At 70.1% G+C, this 20102-nt stretch carries 22 protein-coding genes; 11 read left to right on the plus strand and 11 right to left on the minus strand.

Annotated features, from left to right (window positions below; all coding sequences use genetic code 11):
* Entirely contained in the window at positions 1–897 is an 897-nt protein-coding gene (gene argB / locus KBY96_RS07230) for an acetylglutamate kinase (RefSeq protein ID WP_254978692.1), read from the minus strand.
* A gap of 76 nt (positions 898–973) precedes the next feature.
* Positions 974–1525, minus strand: coding sequence for a DUF2854 domain-containing protein (locus KBY96_RS07235; RefSeq protein ID WP_254978693.1), 552 nt, complete (start codon positions 1523–1525; stop codon positions 974–976).
* A gap of 23 nt (positions 1526–1548) precedes the next feature.
* Between KBY96_RS07235 and KBY96_RS07240 the strand changes: the two genes are divergently transcribed.
* A complete protein-coding gene (locus tag KBY96_RS07240) occupies positions 1549–1743 on the plus strand; it encodes a hypothetical protein (RefSeq protein ID WP_254978694.1) in 195 nt (64 codons plus the stop codon).
* 40 nt (positions 1744–1783) lie between these two features.
* Here KBY96_RS07240 and KBY96_RS07245 read toward each other — a convergent pair whose 3' ends face one another.
* The gene (locus KBY96_RS07245; RefSeq protein WP_254978695.1) at positions 1784–2254 is read right to left on the minus strand and encodes a single-stranded DNA-binding protein; all 471 of its coding nucleotides are present in this window, start codon (positions 2252–2254) and stop codon (positions 1784–1786) included.
* A gap of 32 nt (positions 2255–2286) precedes the next feature.
* Here KBY96_RS07245 and KBY96_RS07250 point away from each other — a divergent pair, with 32 nt between their 5' ends.
* Positions 2287–3108, plus strand: a complete 822-nt coding sequence (locus KBY96_RS07250) for a precorrin-6A/cobalt-precorrin-6A reductase (RefSeq protein WP_254978696.1) — start codon at positions 2287–2289, stop codon at positions 3106–3108.
* A gap of 14 nt (positions 3109–3122) precedes the next feature.
* Positions 3123–3458 (plus strand): divalent-cation tolerance protein CutA, encoded by a 336-nt coding sequence (gene cutA / locus KBY96_RS07255; protein WP_254978697.1) that lies wholly within the window; start codon positions 3123–3125, stop codon positions 3456–3458.
* On the opposite strand, the gene KBY96_RS07260 is transcribed toward cutA, so the two are convergent.
* The 4 genes from KBY96_RS07260 to KBY96_RS07275 form a co-directional block, all read right to left on the minus strand.
* Entirely contained in the window at positions 3410–4462 is a 1053-nt protein-coding gene (locus KBY96_RS07260; protein WP_254978698.1) for an adenosine kinase, read from the minus strand. The two genes, cutA and KBY96_RS07260, sit on opposite strands and share 49 nt — an antisense overlap.
* Positions 4462–5781, minus strand: coding sequence for an adenylosuccinate synthase (locus KBY96_RS07265; protein ID WP_254978699.1), 1320 nt, complete (start codon positions 5779–5781; stop codon positions 4462–4464). The genes KBY96_RS07260 and KBY96_RS07265 overlap by 1 nt, the downstream gene beginning before the upstream one ends.
* Before the next feature lie 96 nt (positions 5782–5877).
* On the minus strand, positions 5878–6333 hold the full coding sequence (gene psb27 / locus KBY96_RS07270; RefSeq protein WP_254978700.1) for a photosystem II protein Psb27: 456 nt from the start codon (positions 6331–6333) through the stop codon (positions 5878–5880).
* A gap of 42 nt (positions 6334–6375) precedes the next feature.
* Positions 6376–8205 (minus strand): proline--tRNA ligase, encoded by a 1830-nt coding sequence (locus tag KBY96_RS07275; protein WP_254978701.1) that lies wholly within the window; start codon positions 8203–8205, stop codon positions 6376–6378.
* 170 nt (positions 8206–8375) lie between these two features.
* On the opposite strand from KBY96_RS07275, the gene KBY96_RS07280 reads away from it, so the two are divergent.
* On the plus strand, positions 8376–8864 hold the full coding sequence (locus KBY96_RS07280) for a resolvase (RefSeq protein WP_254978702.1): 489 nt from the start codon (positions 8376–8378) through the stop codon (positions 8862–8864).
* Positions 8865–9208: 344 nt separating this feature from the next.
* A complete protein-coding gene (locus KBY96_RS07285; protein WP_254978703.1) occupies positions 9209–9718 on the plus strand; it encodes an inorganic diphosphatase in 510 nt (169 codons plus the stop codon).
* On the opposite strand, the gene KBY96_RS07290 is transcribed toward KBY96_RS07285, so the two are convergent.
* Complete coding sequence (locus KBY96_RS07290; protein WP_254978704.1) at positions 9715–10425, minus strand: class I SAM-dependent methyltransferase; 711 nt, start codon at positions 10423–10425, stop codon at positions 9715–9717. The two genes, KBY96_RS07285 and KBY96_RS07290, sit on opposite strands and share 4 nt — an antisense overlap.
* Before the next feature lie 83 nt (positions 10426–10508).
* Here KBY96_RS07290 and KBY96_RS07295 point away from each other — a divergent pair, with 83 nt between their 5' ends.
* Both KBY96_RS07295 and KBY96_RS07300 read left to right on the plus strand, forming a co-directional pair.
* Positions 10509–10871, plus strand: a complete 363-nt coding sequence (locus tag KBY96_RS07295; protein ID WP_254978705.1) for a 2Fe-2S iron-sulfur cluster-binding protein — start codon at positions 10509–10511, stop codon at positions 10869–10871.
* A 25-nt stretch (positions 10872–10896) separates the two neighbouring features.
* Positions 10897–11244 (plus strand): Spx/MgsR family RNA polymerase-binding regulatory protein, encoded by a 348-nt coding sequence (locus KBY96_RS07300; RefSeq protein WP_254978706.1) that lies wholly within the window; start codon positions 10897–10899, stop codon positions 11242–11244.
* A 7-nt stretch (positions 11245–11251) separates the two neighbouring features.
* Here the strand turns inward: KBY96_RS07300 and KBY96_RS07305 are convergent, their stop codons facing one another.
* Positions 11252–12760 carry a hypothetical protein gene (locus KBY96_RS07305; protein WP_254978707.1) on the minus strand — a complete coding sequence of 503 codons (1509 nt, stop codon included), beginning with the start codon at positions 12758–12760 and terminating at the stop codon, positions 11252–11254.
* Positions 12761–12839: 79 nt separating this feature from the next.
* Here KBY96_RS07305 and lepB point away from each other — a divergent pair, with 79 nt between their 5' ends.
* Positions 12840–13595, plus strand: coding sequence for a signal peptidase I (gene lepB, locus KBY96_RS07310; protein ID WP_396122291.1), 756 nt, complete (start codon positions 12840–12842; stop codon positions 13593–13595).
* Here the strand turns inward: lepB and KBY96_RS07315 are convergent.
* Positions 13555–14853 (minus strand): dihydroorotase, encoded by a 1299-nt coding sequence (locus tag KBY96_RS07315; protein WP_315859478.1) that lies wholly within the window; start codon positions 14851–14853, stop codon positions 13555–13557. The genes lepB and KBY96_RS07315 overlap by 41 nt on opposite strands.
* Before the next feature lie 4 nt (positions 14854–14857).
* The gene (locus KBY96_RS07320; protein ID WP_254978708.1) at positions 14858–16198 is read right to left on the minus strand and encodes a histidine phosphatase family protein; all 1341 of its coding nucleotides are present in this window, start codon (positions 16196–16198) and stop codon (positions 14858–14860) included.
* A gap of 117 nt (positions 16199–16315) precedes the next feature.
* Here KBY96_RS07320 and KBY96_RS07325 point away from each other — a divergent pair, with 117 nt between their 5' ends.
* The 3 genes from KBY96_RS07325 (at position 16316) to KBY96_RS07335 (ending at position 20098) form a co-directional block, all read left to right on the plus strand.
* Entirely contained in the window at positions 16316–17719 is a 1404-nt protein-coding gene (locus KBY96_RS07325; RefSeq protein ID WP_254978709.1) for a CPBP family intramembrane glutamic endopeptidase, read from the plus strand.
* A gap of 67 nt (positions 17720–17786) precedes the next feature.
* The gene (locus KBY96_RS07330; protein WP_254978710.1) at positions 17787–18230 is read left to right on the plus strand and encodes a hypothetical protein; all 444 of its coding nucleotides are present in this window, start codon (positions 17787–17789) and stop codon (positions 18228–18230) included.
* A 23-nt stretch (positions 18231–18253) separates the two neighbouring features.
* Positions 18254–20098, plus strand: coding sequence for a penicillin-binding protein 2 (locus tag KBY96_RS07335; protein WP_254978711.1), 1845 nt, complete (start codon positions 18254–18256; stop codon positions 20096–20098).
* The last annotated feature ends 4 nt before the right edge of the window (positions 20099–20102 follow it).

The raw sequence follows: 20102 nt of genomic DNA on the forward strand, positions 1-20102 counted from the left end.
TCAGCTGCGCAGCTGCCGGTCACTGCCCACCACCATCGTGCCGATGCCGGCATCGGTGAACACCTCCAGCAGCAGGGCGTGGGGCACGCGGCCGTCAACGATGTGGGCAGCCCCCACCCCCTGGGCCAGGGCGCGAATGCAGCATTCGGTCTTGGGGGTCATGCCCCCCTCCACCACCCCCCCGGCGATCAGCTCGCGGGCACCGGCCAGGCTCAGCTGGCGGATCAGCGAACCGGGATCGTCGCGGTCGCGCAGGATGCCGGGGGTGTCGGTGAGCAGGATCAGCTTCTCGGCCTGCAGGGCGGCGGCCAGCTCACCGGCCACCGTGTCGGCGTTGATGTTGTGGGCCTGGCCGTCGCGATCGGCGGCCACACTGGAGATCACCGGGATGTAGCCGGCCTCCAGCAGGGGATAGAGCAAGGCTGGATCCACCGCCTGCACGTCGCCCACCAGGCCGTGGTTGCCGTCGTCGTAGGGGCGGGCCACCACCAGGGAGCCATCGCTGCCGCACAGCCCCACGGCCCGGCCGCCCACGGTGTTGAGTCCGTTCACGATGTGCTTGTTGACGCGGCCCACCAGCACCATTTCCACCACATCCATGGTTTCCGGAGTGGTGACCCGCAGGCCGGAGCGGAATTCGGGCTGGATGTTGAGCCGCCCCAGCCAGTCGTTGATCTCAGGGCCGCCGCCGTGCACCACCACCGGCCGCACCCCCACCGAGGCGAGCAGCACCAGATCGCGATACACCGCATCGCGCAGATCGGCCCTGGCCATCGCCGCCCCGCCATACTTCACCACCACCCGGCGGCCGGAGAAGCGCTGGATGTAGGGCAGGGCCTCACTGAGCACCGACACGCGCAGGGCATCGGTATGGCTGATGGCGGGATCGGGGCTCAAGGCGATGGCTGGCGATCGGGTTGATGCTGGGCGCAGGGATCGGCGCTGGGAGCTGGGCGGGATGGCCGTTGGGGAGTCAGGCCGGGGCGGCGGCGCCAGAGAGCAGGGTGAGCTGCAGGCCGCCAGGGGGGCGCGACTCCAGCTCGGCGCTGAGGCCCGCACCGAAGAAGCGGCCGAGGCGATCGCACCGCTCCTGCCAGCGCTCGTAGGGCACCGCGCCACAGCGAAAGCGCAGGCGCAGGCCGTAGCGCCCGCCCTGATCCAGCTCCTCCACGCTGAGCAGCTCGGGCGGGTTGTCCTCGTCCCAGAGCTTGAGCACCTCCAGCGAGCTCTCGAGATGGGCCTTCTGGCCGTAGCGCCAGCGCAGCACATCGGCCAGCAGCTTGCGCAGCGGCTCGCTCTCGGGGCGCTCGCGCAGCTCCCGGAAGCGCTCGGGTGGTGTGAGCCGCTCAGCCGGCGGCAGCTCCGACGACTTCAGGGCCAGCCCGCCCAGCAGGATCGGGATGCCGTAGAAGATCGTCGGCAGGCTGAGGTTGGGATTGCCGCTGGCGTAGCCCAACCAGCCGATCACCGAGAGCGACGCACCGGCGATCGTCACCAGGCTGCCCGGAGAGAGAAGTGCTTGCATGGTGGCCATCTTCCTGTATGTCCATGTCCGACGCGAGCGCGGAACCGGCGCCCAGCGTGGCCGAGCTGGTACGCCAGCTTCAGGCCGACCGCCTGTGGCTGTTGCGCCACATCGACAGCGGCGCCTGGCCCCGCTGGCGACTCGACCTGGCCGCACTGGAGCGGGAGCTGGGCGAACTGCTCGACCGGGTGGGCGAACGCCCCGAAGCGCAGGACTGAGGGCCGACCTTTCGGCAGATCAGCTCGCCTGCACAGCCGCTCAGAAGGGAATGTCGTCGTCGCCCTCCGCCAGATCGGGCACCAGCGGTGCCGTGTTCCAGCTGGGTGCGGCGGCCTCCACGGCCCTCGGGGCCGTTGCCCGGGTGGGGGCCGGCGCACTGGCGGCCGGGGCTCCAGCGCTGGCACCGACGGGCTGCGGGGAGCCCCCCGGCGCCAGCGGGTGCAGGCGCGCGAGCGTGAATTCAGCCCGCTTCTCCTTGATGCCGTCCTGACGGGTCATGGTGCTCATGCGCAACCGGCCCTCCAGCACCAGGCGCTGGCCGGGCTGCACCCGGTTCTGCAGATCCTGGGCGAGGTTGCCCCAGCCCACAACCTTGAGCTGGCCGGGGGGATCATCGGGACGCAACCCCTCCACCTGCACCAGCATCTCAGCCACCGGCGTCTGGTTGTCCTGGGTGTAACGCACCTGGGGCGCCTCCAGCACGTCGACCTCCAGAAGACAGTGATTCACAGCCGCTGACCCTCGCAACGCCGCCCATCCTGATGCACGACACCCCGGCTCAGCAGAGAATCCGGCGGCTGTGGCTGTTCACCGGCACAGGCGAGGGACCGACCCTGGCGAGCCAGCTGCTGGCCCAGGGCTGGCGGCTGCGGGTGAGCGTGGTCACGGCCACCGCCGCCCGGGCCTACAGCCCCGATCCCGGCCTGGAGCTGCGGGTGGGGATGCTGGCCGGCGAGGGCAACCTCACCCGGGCACTGCTGGAGGCCCGCTGCCGGGGCGAGCCCTTCGCCGCTGTGGTGGATGCCACCCACCCTTTCGCCAGCACGGTCCACGGGGAGCTGGAGCGTGGCAGCGCCGCCGCCGGGGTGCCGCTGCTCCGCCTCGAGCGCACCCTCACACCAGCGCCGGCCGCTGCCGGGGTGGTTGAGCTGGTGGATCTGAACGCGCTGCGGGCCGTGCCCCTGGCCGGCACACGGCTGCTGCTGGCGATCGGCTCGCGGCAGCTGGGCCAGGCGCTGCGCTGCAGCCCGGCCGCCCTGCACCACGCCCGGGTGCTGCCCGCTCCGGAGGCCCTGCGCCAGGCTCTGGCGGCGGGCCTGCACCCCGAACAGCTGGCCCCCCTGCACCCGCGGCCGGGACCGGAGCTGCCGGCGGGGGCGGTGGAGGCGGCGCTGCTGCGGCGCTGGCGCATTGAGGCAGTCCTGGCGCGGGCCTCCGGGCCGCCCACGGAATCCCTCTGGCGCCGCCTCGCGGCGGCCCACGGCTGCCGCCTGCTGCTGCTGAGCCAGCCAGGGCGCAGCCCAACGGCCCTCGCCCTCGGCCAGGCCGCCCTGCTGCAGCGACTGGCAGCCTGGGTGGACTGAAGCCCACAGCCGCCATGCCCGCGGATGCTGAACTGGTGCTGGTGCTCACCACCGAGGCCGACCAGGAGCGTGCCGAAGCCCTGGCCCGGGTGCTGCTGGAGCGACGCCTGGCGGCCTGCGTGGCCCTGCGTCCGGTGCTGTCGCTCTACCACTGGGATGGACAACTGGAGCGCAGCGCAGAGGTGCAGCTGCTGATCAAGACCCTTGCTCACCACTTCGGGGCTCTGGAGGCGGCGGTGCGGGAGCTGCACAGCTACAGCACGCCGGAATGGATCCACTGGCCGGCCCGCTGCAGCGCCGACTACGGCGCCTGGCTGCTGGAGAGTGGCTCCCACGCCAACCCCAGCTGACGCCGGGCCAGCTCGCGCAGATCCACCTGAGAGCGGGGCCCGAGCTGGGTCACCACCTGACCGGCACACAGGGAGCCCAGCCGGCCGCAGGTCTGCAGATCCAGCCCCCGGGTGTAGGCATGCAGGAAGCCGGCGGCGTAGAGGTCACCGGCACCGGTGGTGTCCACCAGCGGACCCAGGGTCACCGGCTCGATCAGGTGGCTGTCACCACCGCCGAGCACCAGCGAACCCGATTCACTGCGGGTCAGCGCCGCCACCCGGCAGCGGCCGCGCACCTGCTCCACGGCCTCGGCAAAGCTGTTGACGCGGTAGAGGGCGGTGATCTCCACCTCGTTGGCGAACAGCAGATCGACGTGGCCATCCACCAGCTCCAGAAAGCTCTCGCGGTGGCGCTCCACACAGAAGGCGTCGGAGAGGCTCAGGGCCACCTCGCCACCTTGGGCCCGGGCCACCTCGGCGGCGGCGATGAAGGCGCGCTTGGCCGCCTCGCTGTCCCAGAGGTAGCCCTCCAGGTAGAGCACCCGGGCCCGGGCCACCATCTCCAGATCCAGATCGGCCGGATCCAGGCCCACCGAAGCACCGAGATAGGTGCACATGGTGCGCTGGGCATCCGGCGTCACCAGGATCAGGCAGCGGGCCGTGGAGGCCCCGGCCGTGGCTGGTGGCGTGTCGTAGCGGGCGCCCACCGCGCGGATGTCGTGGCTGAAGATGGCGCCGAGCTGGTCGTCCCGCACGCGGCCGATGAAACCGGCCCGGCCGCCCAGCTGGGCGATGCCCGCCACGGTGTTGGCCGCTGAACCGCCGGAGGTCTCCAGACCCGCACCCAGGCTCCCGTAGAGCCGCTGGGCCTGGTCCTCATCCACCAGGGCCATGGCGCCCTTGCTGAGGCCGTGGTCGTCGAGGAAGCGATCCTCGGCCTGCACGAGCACATCGACGATGGCGTTGCCGATGGCGACGACATCGAGGCGGTGATCCAGGCCCACAGGCGATCGGGATGGGGACATCAGGCGCTCAGCAGGGCCCGCTTGGGGCCGTGAATGGGATCCTCCACCACGATCGTCTGGTCGCGGCCGGCACCGAGCGACACAATCGCGATCGGCACCTCCATCAGCTCGGCGAGGAAACGCAGATAGCTCATGGCCGTGGCCGGCAACTCCTCCAGGCGGCGGCAGTGGGCCGTGGAGGTCTGCCAGCCCGGCAGGGTTTCGTAGATCGGCTGGCAGCGGGCGAAATCCTCGGCGCTGCTGGGGAAGTACTCGATGCGACTGCCGTCGAGCTCGTAGGCCACGCACACCTGGATGACATCGAGCTCATCGAGCACATCCAGCTTGGTGATGGCCAGGCAGTCGAGGCCGTTCACCTCCACCGCATAGCGGCCGATCACCCCGTCGAACCAGCCGCAGCGGCGGCGGCGGCCGGTGGTGGTGCCGTACTCACCGCCGCGGTCGCAGAGGTGGTCGTTGATGCTGCCCTCGAGCTCGGTGGGGAAGGGCCCCTCCCCCACCCGGGTGGTGTAGGCCTTGGCCACGCCGATCACCCGATCGATCAGGGTGGGGCCCACCCCGGCACCGATGCAGGCGCCGCCGCTCACGGGGTTGGAGGAGGTGACGTAGGGATAGGTGCCGTGGTCGAGGTCGAGCAGGGTGCCCTGGGCGCCTTCGAACAGGATGTTCTGACGGGCCCTGGCGGCCTGGTGAATGGCCCGGGTGCAATCCACCACATGGGGGGCCAGGCGCAGGCCGTAGTTCACGTATTCGGCCACCACCGCCTCGAAATCGAGCGGTTCGAGGCCGTAGAGCTTGGTGAGGATCTCGTTCTTCTCGGCCAGCACCCCGGCCAGGCGATCCCGCAGGCGCCCCTCATCGAGAATGTCGATGATGCGGATGCCGTTGCGTTCGGATTTATCGGCATAGGTGGGTCCGATCCCCCGGCCGGTGGTGCCGATGCGCCGCGAGCCCCGGCGCTGCTCCATCGCCTGATCCAGCAGGCGGTGGTAGGGCATCGTGACGTGGGCGGTGGAGGCCAGCTTGAGGCCACCCACCTCGATGCCCAGCTCCTGGAGCATGTCGAGCTCGCCGAGCATCACCTTGGGGTCCACCACCGTGCCCGAGCCGATCAGGCAGATGGTGTCGGAATAGAGAATCCCGGATGGGATCAGGTGCAGCTTCAACACCCGCCCATCCACCACGATGGTGTGGCCGGCATTCACCCCACCCTGGTAGCGCACCACCACATCGGCGGATCGGCTCAGAAGATCGGTGATCTTGCCTTTGCCCTCGTCACCCCACTGTGCACCGATGACGACGACGTTGGCCAAGGACACGGCGGCCGGAAGCCGCTTTTGAGCACAAGCGAAGAGCCTCTCATCCTGCAGGGGAATCCGTAAAGGCCGGCCGCCTCCACTGGCGGGTTCGGGGCTTCAGGCTCCCCGCGTCACACCCCGCTCAGCCTTCTGCAGCTCCTTGGTCAGGCGTTCGCGCAGGGCGTCGGGCAGAGGCCTGTTGGGGTAGTTGGCGTAGTGACCGGCCAGGGAGTTCACGGCCGTCTGCATGGTGGTGAAAGAGGCCAGACCATTCACGGCGGACCGCGGACGGTAGCGGGCCGTGTAGTCGTTGATCAGGCTGCGGGCGCGGGTCTCCGCCTCGCTGCGGCCCGGGTCGTCGGGCGCGAGGGCGATGGTGGCGATCAGGCTGTCAGCCACGGCCACGGTGTCGTCCACGTAGTTGCCGCTGAGGCTGGAGGTGCTGCTGCTGCAGGCGCCGAGCAGCAGACAGCCCACCAGGGCCAGGGCCGCCAGGGCGCTCCCCCAGCGCCCATGCCACCGCTGGAGCGACTCTCGCCACGGCTGGAGCGAGACGGAGAGGGCTCTGGCCATGGGGAGGATCGCGGGGGATTGGATCTTAAGGATGGCCCCGCATCAGGCCTCGAGCAGCCCCCAGCGCTGCTGCTCGATGCGGGGCAGCAACAGCGCAAGCAGACCGTCGGCCGGCAGCTCCTGGCTGTGGGCTGGGCTGCGCTCCACCAGCTCGATGCGGCCGTCGCCCGCACCGCGGCCGACCACCACCCGCCAGGGAATGCCGAGCAGATCGCCATCCTTGAACTTCACCCCGGCGCGCTCGGCGCGATCGTCGAGCAGCACCTCCACCCCGGCCTGCTGCAGCTCGCCGTACAGCCGTTGGGCCAGGGCCGCCTGCACAGGATCGGCGGCGTTGGCGGGCACCAGCAGCACCTCGAAGGGGGCGATCGCCAGGGGCCAGCAGATGCCGTTGGCGTCGTGGTGCTGCTCCACGGCCGCCTGGGCCAGCCGCGACACGCCGATGCCATAGCAGCCCATCCAGAAGGGCTCGCTGGTGCCGGCCTCGCTGGTGAAGCAGGCCTCCATCGCCGAGGAATACTTGCGGCCGAGCTGAAAGATGTGGCCCACCTCGATGCCGCGGCTGGCCTCCAGCCGCTGGAGGGGGTCGTGGCAGCAGCGGTCGCCGGGCTGGGCGGAACGCAGATCGAGGCCCTCCACGCTCAGGCCCAGGCCTGCCCAGCTGGCACCCAGCAGATGCAGATCCGGCTGGTTGGCCCCGCACACGAAGGACTCCAGCTCAGCCGCCGTGTGGTCCACCAGCCGCAGGAAGCAGGGGGCCCAGCTGCCGCTGCCGGCCAGCAGGCCATCGCCGAGCTGGGGGCCGAGGAAACCGAAGGGCAGGGGGGCCAGCCCCTGGCGCTCCAGCAGCGTGGGGGTAAGGGGGGTGAGCTCCAGCAGGGCCCCATGGCTGGCGCCCAGCCGGGTGGTCACGGCGTTGGCGAGTTTCACCTCATTGAGCTGCTGATCACCGCGCAGGGCCACCAGCAGGGGCTGATCGCTGCCGTCCTCAAGGCGGGCCAGCAACAGCAGCACCTTCACCACCTGACTGGGCTCGAGGCCGTGGCCGGCGCAGAGGTCATCGATCGTGGCCTGGGCGGGCGTGGCCAGCGGTTGGCCAGCTCCGCCGGCCAACACCCCCCCAGCCAGGGGGATGGCCTCAGCCGCCAGCGACTGGGCCCGTTCCTGGTTGGCGGCATAGCGGCCGTCGGCGCTGGCCAGGATCAGGTCCTCCCCGGCATCAGCCGTGACCATGAACTCCTGGCTGGCCGAGCCGCCGATGGCGCCGCTGTCCGCCTCCACGGCCACGGTGCGCAGCCCGCAGCGGTCGAAGATGCGCCGGTAGGCCAGGTCCATGGCCCCATAGGTCTCCGCCAGAGAAGCCTCATCGGCATGGAAGGAATAGGCATCCTTCATGATGAATTCCCTCCCCCGCATCAGGCCGAAGCGGGGTCGGATTTCATCGCGGAACTTGGTCTGAATCTGATAAAGATTCACCGGCAGCTGACGGTAGGAGCGCAGCAGATCGGCCGCCAGGGCGGTCACCACTTCTTCATGGGTGGGCCCCAGCCCCAGCTCCCGCTGCTGGCGGTCTTCAAGGTGAAACATGATCCCCTCACCGGCGGTGTAGCCAGCCCAGCGGCCGCTGCGGCGCCAGAGCTCGGCTGGCTGAAGCTGGGGCAGCAGGGTTTCGAGGGCGCCGGCGGCATCCATCTCCTCGCGCACCACCCGGGACACCTTGCGCAGCACCCGCCACATCAGCGGCATATAGGCGAAGATCCCCGGTGCCAGGCGGCGGATGTAGCCGGCCCGCAGCAGCAGTTTGTGGGAGGGAATCTCGGCTTCGGCCGGATCATCCCGCAGCGTCACCAGCATCAGGCGGGAGACGCGCATGGCCACTTGCGACGAGGGTGGGCGGAAGCTACCACTGCCTCTGGGAGCGGTCACCGAAGACACATCAGGGGCGCGGTGCACCTGCTAAGTTCAGCCTGAATTCCCAGTTGTCTCATTCGCGTCTCATGGTCTTCAGCCCAGGCAGTGCCGACCCCCTGGGCCGTTCCCCCATGCCCGCAGATCCGCTCGCTCCCGCTCCCTCCCGCGCCGACCTGGGCGGAGGCGAGCCCAGCACAGCAGGCGAATCTGGCTCGGGCCTGATCGGCATCGACGAGGTGCAGAGGGCACTCAACCGCTCCAGGGCCTCGGTGTATCGCTACAGCAACACCGATCCGCGCCAGCTCAACCCGCCCTTCAACCCCCGCCGGCTCAATCCCGAATACCGCAGCGACCAGAAAGACCCGCTGCTCTTCCACCCCGACGAGGTGGCCCGATTCGCCCGCGATGTGCTGCGCATCAAGGACGTGACCGTGGAGGTGCTCAATTCGCCCTCCACGGCCACCCAGCAGCTGCTCGGCGCAATCCTGGCCGAGCTGCAGGCAATCCGCCAGCGCCTCGACCGCCTCGATCCGCCGCAGCGCGATCCGCGGCCGGATGAACCCCTCAGGCGGGCACCCAACGGCAGCCGTTTCGAGCAGCACAACCGTCCCGCTGCCTGAGCCGGGGGGGAAATGGTGCCAGAATGGGGGGATCTATTTCCCGCCGAACAATTCCGGCATTTTCGATGCCATCACGGCTGCCCCCATCCGGCGGCAGCCAGGCATCTACTGCATGACCAGCACCTTTGAACCGGTCACCGCTCCAGGGCTGTCCCCTTCTGCGAGGCCATCCAGCGGCGAACCCCAATCGGGAGCTGCAGAGTCCAACGACGACGACCCCTACAGTCCGGGCCTGCTCACCCTTCTGGATGCCATCGGCGGCGTGCTCGGCGTCGTGGCCATCCTGCTCCCCCTGGCCACCGTGCTGGTGGCCCGCCCCCCGTCCCCGGATCCACCAACCCTCCATGGATCTGAGCCAGCTGCCGGCATCCCCAGCGCCCGGGCTCGTGAACCTGGTGGTGGAGATCCCCGCCGGCTCGCGCAATAAGTATGAATACGACGCCCTCGCCGGCGTCATGGCCCTCGACCGGATCCTGCACTCCTCGGTGCGCTATCCGTTCGACTACGGCTTCGTGCCCAACACCCTGGCCGAGGACGGATCCCCCCTGGATGCCCTGGTGATCATGGAGGAGCCCACCTTTGCGGGCTGCCTGATCCGGGCCCGGCCGATCGGCATCCTCGACATGGTCGACCGCGGCGCCCACGACGGCAAGTTGCTGTGCATGGCAGAGGCCGATATCCCCAATCGCCGGGTCACCTCCATCCGCCAGATCGCCAACGATCAGCTGGAGGAGGTGGCCGAATTCTTCCGCACCTACAAGAGCATCGAAGGACGGGTCACCGAAATCCTCGGTTGGCTCGACGTGGAGGCGGTGCCGGCCCTGCTGCAGCGCTGCATCGATGCCGCCCGCTAGGCGGGCCGCTGCAACAGAAATCCTTCGTAGCCCAGGGCCTGGAAGATGCGGGCGGGATCGCCGAAGCCAGCCGCATTCACCAACGCCGTGAGCCGGGACACGCCGATCGGGTGCAGCCCCTGGGTGAGGGCCGCCTGCCGGCTCTGCCGCTCACTCAGACCACTGGCCCGCTGAAAGCCGAGCCAGGCGGCCTGCACCTGGGACTGCAGAGGGGAGCGCTCGGGGGCCATCAGGTCCACCAGCACCAGCTGTCCCCCCGGTTGCAGACCGCGCGCCAGAGCGGTGAGGAAGGCCAGCTTGGTGCCGTCATCCGGCAGCGCCTGCAGCACCAGCACCGACAGCGCTCCGGCGAAGCAGGCCTCGGCCTCAAGGTCCTCCACCCGCGCCTGCTGCCAGCGAATCCCTTCGCTGCCCAGGCGACGCTGGGCCGCCTCCAGCATCGCCAGGGAGGGGTCGATGGCGGTGATCCGCCAGTCGGGACGCTGGGCCCGGGCCTCCACCAGCTCCGCCCCGGTGCCACAACCAGCCACCAGCACCCCAGCCCCGGCCTCCCCCGCCCGCGGGGATGCCGCCAGCAGGGCCACGGCGAGGCGGGCCAGGCTGGCGTAGCCGGGAATCAGCTGCTGCACCACCAGGTCGTAGCCCTGGGACTCGCTGAGCTGGCCGGAGCCGAGCTCAGCGGAAACGGCTGGTTGATGTTCTCCCACAGACCCGCAACAACTGGCGGCGATGCTAGGCATCGACCCCTGTGAGGACCTAAGTTCAAACCCGTGTTCATCCCCCGCTGGCCGTGCCCACCATCCGTTTCGAACAGGAAGGCCAGCAGGTCGGATGCATCGAAGGTGCAAACCTGCGCAAGGCGGCCCTCGATGCCGGCATCAACCCCTACAAGGGGCTGAACAACCTCAACAACTGCGGTGGGCTGGGCCAGTGCGGCACCTGCGTGATGGAGGTGGTGGAGGGCATGCAGAACCTCTCCCCCCGCAGTGACGTTGAGGAGGTATACCTGGCCGACCGCCCCGCCAACTTCCGCCTCAGCTGCCGCACCAGCGTCAATGGAGACGTCACGGTGCGCACCCGCCCGGAGGAGGGCGTGGGCAAGGGATCCAACAGCCTGATGGGGGCGATCAAGGCGCTGGTGGGCCGCAAGTGACCCGGGCGGCGGTGGTTCTGGGGCCGTGAAGCTCTACAGCTATTCCCGCTGCAGCACCTGCCGCAAGGCCATTGCCTGGTTGCAGGCCCACCACCTGGCGGTTGATCCCATCGACATCACGCTTCAGCCCCCCAGTCGTGAGGAGCTGGGCCTGGCGCTGGCGCAGCTGGGCCGCAAACGCCTGTTGAACACCAGCGGCCAGAGCTACCGGACCCTCGGCCCGGCAACCGTTCAGGCCATGGACGACGATCAGGCGCTGGCGGCCCTCGCCGCCGACGGCAGGCTGATCCGTCGTCCCTTTCTGCTCACCGCGGAGGGCCGGGTGCTCATCGGCTTCCGCCCCGAGGAGTGGCAGCAGCTGCTGCTGGAGTGAGTCGCCCTCATCCCCCCGGCTCCCCTGATGGCGACACAGAGACCATCAGCTGATCGAGTTCCTCGATCAGGGAGGTGATGCGGGCACGACTGATCTGACTGAGGTACGTGCTCTTCAGCCCCTCGATCAAGGCGCAGATGAGCTCCTGGGAGCGCTCCAGGGCCGGCCCGGTTTCCAGGCTCAGGGCCAGTTCATCCCAGAAGCGATCAATGCAGCGCTGCAGCATCTCCAGCTGGGCGTCATCGGTGCGGCCCAGCCGCTTGCCGGTGCTGCGCGAGAGGTCCAGCAGGCTGTCCACCATGCCCCCCGCCAGCTGGCTGCTGAGGCCGGATTCCAGCTGCAGCAGGGGCTTCAGTTGCCGCAGGGGTGGCGGCACCACGGTGCGATCGAGGCTCTGGCGCAGGCTGTAGCCCAGCAGGCTTTGCAGTTCGGGAGCCAGGCGCGGGGCCACCTCCGAGAGCAGCAGCGGCCCCCAGATGCGCAGCAGTTCCAGCAGCTGGCGCTCATCCTCGCTGCGGATCACCGCCTGATGGCTGCGCAGGGAGCGGATGCGCTGCGGCCAGCGCGGCGAGCGCACCAGGCCCTGCACGCCATCAATCAGCTGCAGGGCCAGCACCTCGAACAGTTCCAGGGCCAGCAGCGCCACCACGCCACGGCTCACCACCGCACGCAGGGGCTCGAAGTTCACGAGCCGGGAGGTCTGCAGCCGCTCCACCACCGGCACGATCCGCAACCAGCGCCAGAAGGGCAGCAGCAGCGGCAGGTCGATCCAGCGCCGCAGCAGGGCATCCCGCCAGCCCAGGCCGGGGATGCGGCGGCGCAGCCGCACCACCCGCAGCAGGATGTCGAGGAGGAACACCCACTGGAACAGCAGCAGATCGATGCGCCAGGCCTGATTGGTGGGCTGGGCGTTTTCCTCGATCGAGCGCCAGTAATTGGTTTGCACCAGCGGCAGCACCTGATCACGCCAGAAGAGCCGCTCCTGCTGCCAGGGCCGCTGCTCCAGCCAGGCCGGGCTGAGCAGCTGGGCGGCGGCCTGCTTGGAGGAGTCCTGGTCGGCCCGGTCACGCAGGCGGTTCTTGATCTTCTCCAGCGTGCCGCTCTGGTCCGACCCCTGGAAGGGATTGGTGTCGATCATCTGGTTCGTGAGCTCCACCTGCTGCTCCAGCAGACGCCGCTGCTCGGCACTGAACGGAACCGCGGCCCCGGCCAGGGCGGCATCGAGACGCTCGAACTGATCCAGATAGGCCTGGGTCTCCCGGTGGGGCTCGATTCCCTTGATCGGATCCACCCAGGGAGTGATGTCGGGCAGCACCTGCAGGGGCACGGTGAGCGGCACGCCGGGAATCAGCTGGAGATTGCGCTGCAGCCAGAACGGCCGCACGGCCACATAGGTGAGATCGAAGGCCACCCACACCAGGTTGAGGCTCGCCCATACCGCCACAAAGCGGCCCCAGCTGCGCTCCAGCCCACTGCGCGAGGGAGGACGGGGGCGCTGCCAGCGGGGGCGGACCATCGGCAGGGGCGTGGTGGAGGCCTGCCTAATCTGCCCTGGCCGCCGTTGCCGGCGGTGGCCCCTGGAGAAGACCGTGCCGTTGCCTGAACCCCATCTGAAGGACTCCGAGCTGGGGCGGGAGCAGGACGCAGCGTCCGCTGCGCCCTCCCACCGGGGCGAGAGCGCCTGGGGCTTCTGGCGCAGTGTGGTGATCACCCTGGCGGTGGCTCTGGGCATCCGCCATGTGCTGGTGGAGGCCCGCTACATCCCCTCCGGATCCATGCTGCCGGCCCTGCAGATCCAGGACCGTCTGCTGGTGGAAAAGCTCACGTACCGGAGACAGCCGCCGCAGCGCGGCGAGATCGTGGTGTTCCGCTCACCCCATCGCTTCGATCCGGTGCTGGCCGGCAGCAGCGACCAGAACCCGCTGCGCTGTCTGCTGGTGAACCTGCCCGTGGTGGGCAACCTGCCAGGCCTGGCCAGCCCCGCCTGCGACGCCTACATCAAACGGGTGGTGGCCCTGCCCGGCGAGCGGGTGGTGGTGGATCCCCTCGGCCAGATCAGCATCAATGGCCGCCGGCTCGATGAGCCCTACGTGCAGAACCTCTGCCCGGTGGACGCCCAGGGGATGGGTCCGTGCCGAACCATCAACGCCGTGGTGCCTCCCGACCACGTGCTGGCCCTGGGCGACAACCGCGCCAACAGCTGGGACGGGCGCTTCTGGCCAGGAGGCCCATTCATCCCCCGCAAGGAGATCATCGGCCGCGCCTTCTGGCGCTTCTACCCCTTCGACCAGGTCGGCAGCCTGGTGCCGATCAGGAGCGAGCCGTCAACCGCCAGCTCGCCGGGTCTGTGAGGCCAGTGGCCACCACCGCCCCGCGGATGCGCTGACCCAACCGGGGCTGGTTCGCCGCCAGCGACAGCGACGCGGCTCCGCTCCAGCTCCACGCGTAGCCGGGATCGAACAGCAGCCAGCGACGGCTGCCGGCCTCCAGGCGATCCGGGGGCAGGCCAAGAACGGTCGAGCCCCCCCAGCTGAGCAGCTGCCAGAGCTGCTCAACCCCGCAGCCCTGGCCCTCCACCAGCTCCTGCCACAGCAGCGGCAGCACCAGACCGTGACGGGCGCCGTGGCCGGCGAGACCGGGCCGGCGTTGATCCAGGGGCAACAACTGCTCCTCCGCATCGAGGGGCAGATGGTGCACGGCCACGGCGCTGATCAGCCCCTCCATCGCCGCCGCCCGCAGGGCCTGTCGGTCGCGGGGGGCCCCCAGGGAGGGCACCAGGCGCCAGCCCACCTCGGCGGGGGAGAGGCTGCCGCTGTCGGCCACCAGGTGCCACCAGCTCACCGTGCAGGGCAGGGCGGCGGGGCGGGCACGCAGCTGCTCCACGGCGGCGGCGGTGGAGAGGTTCATCACGGTGAGGCGGCTGTCCGGGCGGGCAGCGGCAAGGGCCAGCAGCGACTGCAGGGGCAGGATCTCGCTGAGCACCGAATCCGGTGGCCAGCCCGCCCGCAGGGTCTCCACCGCCTCGCGCACAAACCCACCGGCGCAGAGTGCGGCGCTGCGCGGGGGCACCAGCACCGGCCGATCGGCCAGCTCCCCCAGCAGCAGCCCCCGTTCCAGCAGGGGCAGCGGCGGGGCCTGCTCGCCGGCCGCCACCCCGATCGCCCCTGCCGCCAGCTGATCGCGGTGGGGGGCCAGCTCGGCATCGGCGCCCTCCAGGCTGAAGCTGCCCCACAGCACCAGCCGGAGGGGCGCGGGCCAGGTCAGGCCCTGCAGGCGCTCGGGCCGGTCCCGCCAGGGCCGGGCCCAGGGCAGCAGCGCCACGGTGCCGTAGCCGCCGGCGGCCGCGGCTCGGGCCAGGCTGTCGAGAGTCTCGGCCGTGCCCGCAAAGGGCTGCTCAAGCACGCTGTGGGGGTCTACCAGAGTGGGGGCGAGCAGCCAGCCATCGGCGGCCAGCGGCTCCAGACCCAGCTCACCGGCACGGCGGACGGCCGGCTCACCCCAGGCCTGCAGACGGCCCTCGCCATCGATCAGGGCATCCAGGCGCTGCAGGGCCTCACCAGGACCGGTGAGCAACTGAACCTGGCGCAGCCAGAGCGGGGGGGACAGCACCGGCCTAGAGGGCTCCGGCGGCGGTGCGGTCGAGCACGCCACCGAGGTGGGAGGTGAGATTCAGGGCCGCCACCACCGCCGTGCCGGCGGCTCCCTGGGGATAGTCGATCACGGTCACACCGCCATTGCCCTGCTTGATCATCCAGATGTCGGCGGGGGTGAGCCCCAGCAGGGCACAAAGGATTGTCTTGTTAACGGCGTCGTGGGCCACCACCAGCGCCGTTTCGGCGGCATCGAGGCTGGCCGCGATCGTGCTCCAGGTGGCCAGGGAGCGCTGCCACACGTCGTGGATGGTCTCCCCCTCGGGCATCTGCACCGTCTGCGGCGCCCGCTTCCAGTCGGCCAGCAGCTGGGGCCAGCCCTCGGCGATCTCCTGCTCCAGGCGCCCCTCCCAGAGGCCGTGGCCGATCTCCACCAGGCCGCTGGTGGCGGTGAGCGGCACCCCCGGGTGGGAGGCGAGGATCCGTTCGGCGGTCTGGCGGGGGCGGGCCATCGAACTGGTGTAGGCGCGATGAATGCTCACCGACGCCAGGAACGAGCCCGCGGCGTCGGCCTGGGCCAGCCCGTTGGCATTGAGGGGGATGTCGATCTGCCCCTGGAAGCGGCCCTGACGGTTCCAGTCGGTCTCCCCATGGCGCACGAGAAGCAGACGGGCTCCGCCTCCCCGCGGCGGCAGGGGCTCCCCGAGGTGGGCAGTGCCGTTGAGAGACTCCACCTGCACGGTCGGCTCGGCGCCCGGCCCGCAAGTGAGGTTGAGGACCGAAATCGAGCCGTTGTCCACCCGCAGCCGCCGGAAGCCGCTGGCGTCGAGACCCAGAAGGGTGAGCATCAGGCAGCGCAGGATCGCGTTGTGGGCCACCACAAGGACGCTCTGATCGCCGCCCTCCAGCGCCATCCCGTGGCGCTCCAGCAGCAGGGCGCGGAAGCGCGCCGCCTGGACCATCAGCTCCGGCAGGGGGGCGTAAGTGCTGCCGTCGCTGCGCCGCAGCTCCAGGGTGTGGGGAGCGGTGCGCCAGACGGCCTCCTGGCTCGGGAAGCGCTCGCGCAGCTCGCGGCGGAGCAGCCCGCTCCAGGGTTCCAGGTCAATCTCCAGCAGGTCGTCCTCAACCACGGAGCTGAGACCCCGGCCTTGGGCGTTGAGCAGATGGCCAGCCGTGGCGCGGGCCCGCTGGAGCGGGGAGCTGTAGGCGGCATCAAAGGGCAGATCGGCCAGGGCCGCACCGGCGGCAAGGGCTTGCTGTACGCCCTCCTCGGTGAGTGATGAGAGATCGTCGCGGCCTTGAATCCGGTGCTCGACGTTGAAGCTGCTGAGCCCATGGCGGACCAGCACAATCCGGAGGGACACGGACCCAGGGCTGCACCTTGGCATCGTATGGGAGCAAGTCTCAAGGGTCCGGCGGGTCCACGGAGCCGTCCGGCAGGGGGGAGAATCCAGGCCATTGCCTCCCTTCCCCCGCTGCGCTTGCCCCCTTCGACCGCCGCTCCTCCGCGCTGGAAGCAGCTCCTGGCCGTCCTCAGCCTGCTGCTCTGCGGCCTGCTGTGGATCAACGGCCTGCTCCAGAGCCTGGAGCGCCCCTCGGTGGGCAACGCCCTGGAGCTGCGTCAGCGGCAGCTCCAGGTGCTGGCGGCACCGGCCCTGCCGGAGCGGCTGAAACCACTGCTCGCCGGGCCCGACAGCCTGGAGCAGCTGACCATCCAGCTGGAGCAGTCCCTGGCTGCCGACCCCGGTCCCGGCAGCCCCGACCAGCTCCTGCAACTGGCCCTGCTGCAGCTCCGCGGCCAGCAGCCTGAACGCAGCGCCCCCCTGCTGGAGCGGCTGCGCGCCCAGGTGCCCCCCGCGCGGCACGCGCTCGTGGCCATGCTCGAGAGCGGCCCATTGCCCCTCGCGGCCCAGCCGCCACGAATCGCCGCTCTGACAGACCCCTGGCAGGAGGATCTCAGCCCCCTCACCAGCCAGCTGCTCTGCCAGGCGCTGGAGCCAGGACGGCCTGACTGCGGCGACCCCCATCGGCAAGGCCGCGCCCTGGCGCGGCTGCTGGCGGTGAGCTGGCTGCCGGGGCTGCTGCTGCTGCTCGGGCTGGGTCTGCTGCTGCGGCCGGCCTGGCTGCTGATTCGCCACCGCGCCATGGCGACCCCGGCGCTGGTGGGTCCGCCGCTCGATCTTGTGGATGTGACCCTGCTGATCGCCGGCGGCTTCGTGGTACTGGGCGAGCTGAGCGTGCCGCTGCTGCTGGCGCCGGCGCTGCGGCCCCTGCTCGCCCCCCTGGACGCCACGCCGGTGCGGCAGCAGGGCCTGCAGGTGCTCCTGCTCTACCTGGGGTTGATGGTGCCTCCCCTGCTGATCCTTGCCGCCCAGTTGCGCCCCCTGGCCAGACAACAACCCGCAAACGGCTGGCTGCAATGGCGCTGGCGACCCGCCGGTTCGGCCAGCACCGCTGCCCTGGGCCATGTGCTGATGGTGCTGCCCCTGGTGGCCTTCTCGGGCTGGATGGTGAACCGCCTGCTGGGGGATCCGGGGGGCAGCAACCCCCTGCTGGAGCTGGTGCTCACCGCCCGCGACCCGGTTGCACTGCTGTGCTTCGGGTTCACCGCGATGGTGCTGGCGCCCCTGTTTGAGGAGACCCTGTTCCGCGGGGTGCTGCTGCCGGCTCTTGGAAGCCGCTGGGGGGGCACGGCGGGCGTGCTGGTCAGTGCCCTGGTGTTCGGCCTCGCCCATCTGAGCGTCGGGGAACTGCTGCCCCTGGTGGTTCTGGGGGTAGGCCTGGGCTGGTTGCGGCTGCGCAGCGGGCGGCTGGGGCCCTGCGTGCTGATGCACAGCCTCTGGAACGGCTTCACCTTCACCAATCTGTTGCTGCTGGCGATGTGAAAGCCCCGTAGAAGCCTTGCTGAGGGGCTGGACGGGTGGTTCACTTGCAAAGCGTTCGGCTCTCCCCGTGGTCGCCTCCAAATTCCCAGGGCCGGCCGCCGACAGCCTTCCGGCCCATCGGTCACTGCAACTGATCCACGGTTCGCTCAGCGGTCGTGCAGCCGGCCGCCGGGCCCCTTGGCTGATGGGCCTGCACCGGGCCGCCGACGGCACCCTGGCTGGGCTCGGCCTCTCCATGCTCGCCCTCAGCGGCCTTACGCTGCACTGGCAGAACGAATGGGGCCAGAGCTTTAAGGCCCTTGAATCCTCTCAAGTGCTCGAGCATCGCCTGCAGGAATCGGCCGCCCAGCTGGAGCGCCACCACCTCAAGCCAGCGGGCAAGCCGGGCCAGCTGGTACCCACCAGCAGCGACAGGCTGATCTTCATGCCGCCACCACCGGCGCCGCCCCAAGCATCCGCTGCCCTGCCGCTGGCCTCGCTGAGCTGGGATCCGGCCGCCTCCGGCTACTGAGTCGTTACCCATTGGCGGGATCCATGGCCCCCACATCGCTGCAACGCTCCCGCCGGCCGCTCCCCGAACAGCGCCCGGGAACGTCCCGCCAACATCGGGTGGTGTCCATTGAGCGTCTCAGCCCCGGACGGCTGCTGGCCGTCTACGGCCTGCTCTGCCTCGGCCTGGTGGGTCTTGCCGGCCGTCTGGCCTGGCTGCAGGTGATCGACACCGCCAACCTGGAGGCCAAGGCGCGGGCGATTCAGACCCAGTCGCAGACGCCCCTCGGCAAGCGCCGCACCATCGTGGATCGCAACGGCCGCCTTGTGGCCCTCGACGAGGAGCGCTTCACCCTCTGGGCCCACCCCCGCTACTTCAACTTTCCGGGTGACGACCCCCAGAAGCTGCGCAGCCGCGAGGATGTGTCCGCACGACTGGCTCCCGTTCTCGCCCAGCCGGCCGCGCTGCTCCACGAGCGCATGGTCGGCCGGGCCAGCGGCGTGAAGCTGGGCACCGACATCGATCCGGAAACCGCCGACCGCATCCGCCAGCTGGGCATCAGCGGCCTGGACCTCGAGGGCTATCCCCAGCGCATCTACCCCCAGGGCAGCCTGTTCGCCAACGTGGTGGGCTTCCTCAACCTGGAGCGGGTGCCGCAGGCGGGTTTGGAGCAGAGCCGCGACCGGGACCTCCGACGCCAGGAGAACACGCTCAGCATGCGGCGCGGCGCCGACGGCACGCCCCTGCCGGAGGGCCTCACGGCCGGCTCCCTGTACGGCGACGATCTGCGCCTGCAGCTGACCCTGGATGCGCGCCTGCAGCAGGTGAGCCAGCAGGCGCTGGCCAACCAGGTGGCCAAATGGAAGGCCAAGCGCGGCGCCGCTCTGGTGATGGATGTGCGCAACGGCGAGATGCTTGCCCTGGCCTCCTATCCCACCTACGACCCCAACCAGTTCTGGAAATTCAATCCGGGGCTCTTCCGTGAGTGGTCGGTGCAGGATCTCTACGAACCCGGATCCACCTTCAAGCCCATCAACCTGGCCATCGCCCTGCAGGAGAAGGCGATCGACCCGAAGGGCACGGTCAATGACCCGGGGCAGCTGAGCATCGGCGGCTGGCCGATCTTCAACCACAACCGCCAGGGCAATGGCGTGATCGACTTCGCCACGGTGCTGGAGGTATCCAGCAACGTGGGCATGGTGAATGCCATGGCCCAGGTGAAGCGGGAGCGCTTCTGGGAGTGGCTCGAGAAGATCGGCATCGACACCAGGCCCGACACCGATCTCCCCGGCGCGGTGGCCGGGGAACTCAAGCCGCGCAGCCTGTTCACCGGCCACGCCATCGAACCGGCGGTGGCGGCCTTCGGCCAGGGCTTCTCGCTCACCCCCCTCAAGCTGGCCCAGCTGCACGCCATGCTCGCGAATGGCGGCCGTCTGGTCAGTCCCCACATCACCCGCGGCCTGCGCTCCGGCGAGGCCCTGGCCAGCACCACCGGCCATTCCGGCATCCAGCTGCTGGATCCGGAGGTGACGCGCACCGTGCTGGGGTGGATGGAGCAAACGGTGGCCAACAGCGACAGCCTCGGCATCCAGGTGCCGGGCTACCGCATCGGCGGCAAGACGGGCACCGCCCAGAAGGCCGACCGGGGCGTGTACATCCCCGGTGCTCTGATCACCAGTTTCGTGGGTTTGCTGCCGATCGAAGAGCCGCGCTTCGTGGTGCTGGTGGTGCTGGACGAGCCCCAGGGCGGCAACGCCTATGGCTCCACCGTGGCAGCCCCTGTGGCCCGCCAGATCATCGACGCCCTGCTGGTGCTGGAGCAGATCCCCCCCTCCCGTCCAGTGGCCCAGCCCGCCAAAGCCGCTGGGCCCGCCACGCCGCCGGCCTGAAGCC

Origin of the sequence: Cyanobium sp. ATX 6A2, from assembly GCF_024346355.1 — a bacterium.
In the GTDB taxonomy this organism is placed as follows: domain Bacteria; phylum Cyanobacteriota; class Cyanobacteriia; order PCC-6307; family Cyanobiaceae; genus NIES-981.